The sequence below is a fragment of the Vibrio ichthyoenteri ATCC 700023 genome (assembly GCF_000222605.1).
In the GTDB taxonomy this organism is placed as follows: Bacteria; Pseudomonadota; Gammaproteobacteria; order Enterobacterales; family Vibrionaceae; genus Vibrio; species Vibrio ichthyoenteri.
The window spans coordinates 1-4,893 of the sequence record NZ_AFWF01000325.1; the positions used below are offsets into that span (position 1 = coordinate 1).

At 41.5% G+C, this 4,893-nt stretch carries 5 protein-coding genes; all 5 read right to left on the reverse strand.

Annotation, left to right across the window (positions count from 1 at the left end):
• Positions 1-734 (reverse strand): hypothetical protein (locus tag RH85_RS21845; protein ID WP_006714898.1); only part of this gene is annotated, 734 nt, incomplete at its 3' end.
• A gap of 21 nt (positions 735-755) precedes the next feature.
• Positions 756-1,457 carry a hypothetical protein gene (locus RH85_RS21850; protein ID WP_006714899.1) on the reverse strand — a complete coding sequence of 234 codons (702 nt, stop codon included), beginning with the start codon at positions 1,455-1,457 and terminating at the stop codon, positions 756-758.
• 111 nt (positions 1,458-1,568) lie between these two features.
• Positions 1,569-2,138 carry a hypothetical protein gene (locus RH85_RS21855; protein ID WP_006714900.1) on the reverse strand — a complete coding sequence of 190 codons (570 nt, stop codon included), beginning with the start codon at positions 2,136-2,138 and terminating at the stop codon, positions 1,569-1,571.
• 594 nt (positions 2,139-2,732) lie between these two features.
• Positions 2,733-3,194 (reverse strand): methyltransferase family protein, encoded by a 462-nt coding sequence (locus tag RH85_RS21860; RefSeq protein WP_006714901.1) that lies wholly within the window; start codon positions 3,192-3,194, stop codon positions 2,733-2,735.
• A partial coding sequence (locus RH85_RS21865; RefSeq protein WP_006714902.1) for a (Fe-S)-binding protein occupies positions 3,194-4,893 on the reverse strand: 1,700 nt, incomplete at its 5' end. The genes RH85_RS21865 and RH85_RS21860, both read right to left, overlap by 1 nt.

The window sequence follows — 4,893 nt, forward strand, 5'->3', positions numbered from 1 at the left end:
GCAGTAGCGGAATAATCAGCCGCGTCATAGTTGTAATTAAACTGACCAATATCTTGAGAGTAATCACTCGCACTAAAGTCGTAGCGCAAGTAACCATCGCCTAACCCATAAGTATTTTCAGACCGCAAGAAGTATGAAAAATCGGCTGTATAGGAAAAACTGCCATACCAACTGCTCACCAACAGGCTTTCATCAACGCTTTCCAGCACTATCTTTTGTTCCGTGGTAGCAAACTGCTCACTAGGAATAAACAATCGTAAACTGCTGTTATAAAAATCAACCACGGTTGTGAACTCAGGGGAAAATATCAAACAATCGGACTTTTTACCTTTGCATTCACGAGATCCATTGACTCCGCGCGTTAGCTCATTCACCAAGCCTACGATCTCAGATTCTTTAACCCCTACTACTTCCAGATAACGTTGTAATTTTTCCGCTTCACTTTTCTCTATTTGCGCTTTAAAAAAAGACAACTTTCCCGCCAAACGAATAGGCGCCTCAGAAGCTCCGACAACAGACAACGCAATTTCTTTATCGTCCAGCTCAAAGAAACCAACGTAGTTTTGATTGGCATTCGCGACCAAAGCGATATTGCTATATCGCTTATCAATGGCCGCTAAACTTGCCAGTATCTGAGTGTTTTCTCGAGCGACTAATATTTCATCTTGACTGTAGGCTTTCGCCACCATCATCAAAAAATAGACAAAAAGAGATTGTGTAACTATGTAATTCATTTATCTCGTTCATTTATTTCACTAAAGTTTTATCGTCTCTTTTATTAGATATCTATCATATGAATCACGAATAGAAATATTGGCATCTCCATTTTTAAATTCTAATAAATTGAGTACTTTCTCTTTACCACTTAAAACAAATTCAGAACCTTTACACTCAGCGCCTTTTTTAAATTCAGTGTCACACAAATTGATATGAAAAATAGCGACACTGTCTGATTGATTACTCAGCACATATCCGTTCTCTGTCTTCAGCACACTTGGCTTGCCTTTTAAGGCTCCATCTTTAGCGATGATCATCCAGACTCGATAACCAATAAGGATACTCATTTTTTGTCCCACCTTTCCGTCATCAAGTACTGACTCAGGCATGACATCAATCGCGATGACACGGTCTCTTGTTGAGCTTTTATTCAGCTGTTTTGCTAGGTGCTGAATTTCAATAACGATTTCTTCTTCTGGCTCAATTAAAAATTCATTTCTTTCAACATAGACAGGCCAATTTTGAAACTCTTCTGGTCTGAATGCTTCCACCTCCTTAGCATCATTCATCTCTGACAGGGTCACTTTTAAAAAAACCGGATGCGATGCAGGGTTCGTAATTTTTATCTCCGACTTCAAATCGCTTTCATTCGGAATAATCACCATTTTGTCGACGGTAATGGCGTAGATTGGGACGGAAAAAAATAATAGAAAACTCAATATCAAAGCGTAAAAGCGCACAACTATCACCTAGCCGATGAAATTTAGACAAATTGGAAGTAACATAGAAATGTGGTGATGAGCTTCTCTGAGCATTGACTTGAACTACCGCCAATACTCAGAACATCATCATTAACCAACGTCAGCAGAAAAGCGGATTGGGGCTGTCACGTTAATCGATCCCCCTTCGACACTGCGGGCTTCAGTCGGGATCTCAACCACTGTTGACAATGTTAACTCGTGCGCATTGGTGCCCGTTGGCGATGCTATATCTACAGAAGATCCCGCATTTAGAGTAACGCCATTAATTGTGACGGTTGTCGTTACCGTATTGACCGCTGAAGATTTGATTGCCGTTCCCGCAATTGTAGGGTTAGCAATCAATTGAGCCGTAATGTTAGATGCGGCGGTAAATGATCCTGTATTCGGTTTGATGTAAAACGATTCAGACGTTGAGGTAAGCGCAAGTCCATCTGCGGTATCTGCTGAGCTAAATGAGATTGCTGACGGAGGAACGTAAAGTGTAGTCCCGTCTGCTTGTACAAACTTCCAGCCCTCACCTGCAACAGGCAAAGCAGGAATAGTGCCACTAAACGTGAAAGAGAGGTTACCATTGGTTGCAGCGGCATTGGCCGCTATAGAGTAAAGCCCAGAGCCTAATATAATTGTCGAAACTAGAGCCGATATGTGTTTTTTATTCATATATTCATTCCTGATTTAGCTGTTATTGCTTATGAAAATACGCATTTATCATTGCCAATATCTTTAAGTGACATTCACCGTAAATATTCAGACAAAAGACTCAGTACTTAATAAATTTATACTTTCATTGATTTGCATCAAGAATATTATTTGAGAAGAACAATATCGAACCAGATTATTTGATATGACGAAAAATAAAATCGATCGATCACTATTTTTAATTCTTACGATCATGACGACAACTTAAAATGATCGATACGATCGATAACTTCTATGAACAAACCATAAATAATTCAATAAGTTATGATTTCAAGTTTAAAAAAATTTAACTTCGTACAAAGAAAGAGTTAAATCTATCGATATTAAACCATCATGGTCATACCAGAATTAAACGTGATTTATATCTAATTTTTTTCACTTAGTGATTCCTCATTCATCACCAGAAACTCAAGCTGGTATAGGGTCAAAGTTGCGCATTAGCACAACATATTGAAGTGTGAAGAAGGCAGCTATTGAGTAAAACTCATGATAGAGAAACAAAAAAAAGGGAAGATAAACGTCGTTTATCTTCCCTTTTCTTTTCAATCACATTGTTTAGATCCAGCGCCTAACCCTTTGCTTGTAATCTAAGTATTCAGCGCCAAATAGACTTTCCAACGCCCTCTCTTCTGGGCGAATTTGAAAGCGGTTCATATATAAAGCAAAACAGAGGGGGAGAAAAAGACAGATGAGGTTCTGTTGCCAATAGCCAATACCTAGCAATAAAATCAAAAGAGCTAGGTACATAGGGTTACGTGTGTAAGCAAACACACCACTGTCGACAATGCTCGTGGCGCTGTGAACTTTGACTGGATTGACGGTGGTTTTAGCTTTGCGAAACTCATACACACCCGCAATGCCTACAACACCTGATAAAATCACAGCTACCGCTAACACCAAAGTAGTTAACGGTAGTTGCAGCGTAAAAGTCAACAGCACTTGGTCTAACCTAATCATCACCATAACAAATAGGATAAACACAGCAACTGGGGGAATTTTACGCTCTAACATGTCCATTAAACGATCTCTAGTAAAGCTTGCAATGGGTGTTTTGTCTTTACGTGTTCAAAACGTTTTACTTGGCTACGGCAAGAGTAGCCCGTCACCAAACAACGCTCTGCGGGAAGTTCTTCTAAGCGAGGCTTCCAGCTTAATGCAAAAATGTCCTTCGACATTTCGAGCTTATCCACTTCATGGCCAAACGTACCAGCCATACCACAACAACCAACCGGTATCGTATCAAGCTTAGCGCTAAAGTGAGTAAAAATCGCGCCCCACTCTTTTTCAGCATTTGGCAATTTAGTTTTCTCGGTGCAGTGTGCTAATAGATACCAAGGCTGAGAGTCACCAGAAGAAACGGTAAATTCACTCAAGCGTGGCAACATCCATTCATGTACTGTTAGTACATCAAACTCGCCCCGTTTATCGCCAAGAATCTCGTTGTATTCATCGCGGTAACAAAGCACCAGCGCGGGATCAACACCTACCATTGGAATATTCAAATCCGCCACTTGCTCTAGAAACATAGCGGTGCTTTTAGCATTGCGAGCAAATTGCGCTAAGAACCCTTTAATATGTTGTGCTTTCCCGTTCGGTTTGAATGGCAGCAGTACCGGCGTTTTACCTAGCTTAATCACTAATTTGACAAAATCGTCTACTACATCAGCATCGTAATAGCTGGTAAACGGATCTTGTACGATCAACACATGATTGGCTTTATCTTCACTCGACATTGCCGCCAGCGCCTGCATGTCAAACGTTTTTAACTGTGTAACTCGTTTCGCCAGCGTAGGAATAGAAAGGAGTGGTGCATCAACATAGCCAACGGTTGAAGCGGTAAGGCTCTGTACCCACTTTTGCTTGAGTACGCCGTTGACCAATTTTGGTGCTTTCGCCATCAAAGGCAACATGGTTTCAATATTGGCGACCAAATAATCTTTAGCTGGTCGCTGGTAGCGGCTGTAATAGATGTTTAAGAAACGCGAACGGAAGCTTGGTACATCTACCTTTATTGGGCACTGACTCGCACAGGCTTTGCAAGCCAAACAACCATTCATCGCTTCATACACTTCGTGGGAGAAGTCATATTGATGACGTTTATTAAAGCTGTTACGCACTCGATCAAGCAGCGTTTTTACACTCGCCGATTCAAGCGACTGCTTTTCTAAATCAAGGATGTCGATGCCTTGCTCTGTCAATTGACGCAGCCATTCACGTACCAAACCCGCTCGGCCTTTTGGTGAATGACGACGATCCGCAGTCACTTTCATTGATGGGCACATTGGCGAGGCGGTATCGTAGTTAAAGCATAAGCCGTTACCATTACACTCCATCGCCTGTTTGAAGCTGTCGCGCACTTTGACATCAATTTGGCGATCGTAGAAACCGCGTTTGGTATCTGAGACTTTTACCAACTCTTCATGGCTTTCGAGCGGTGTACAAATCTTACCCGGATTCATTTTGTTGTGTGGGTCAAAAGCTGATTTCACCCGGCGTAATTCAGCAAATAATTCATCGCCGAAAAACTCAGGGCCATATTCAGAGCGGAAACCTTTACCGTGTTCGCCCCACATCAAGCCGCCATATTTTGCCACCAGCTTAACCACTTCATCAGAAATCTCATGCATCAACTTCTCTTGTAGTGGGTCGCACATATCAAGCGCTGGACGAACGTGGAGTACACCAGCATCAACATGACCAAACATACCGTAGTTAA

Bases quoted from the DNA above. Each gene is read 5' to 3' on its own strand.
- RH85_RS21855 (WP_006714900.1), bottom strand. From the start codon at position 2,138: ATGAATAAAAAACACATATCGGCTCTAGTTTCGACAATTATATTAGGC.
- RH85_RS21860 (WP_006714901.1), bottom strand. From the start codon at position 3,194: ATGGACATGTTAGAGCGTAAAATTCCCCCAGTTGCTGTGTTTATCCTA.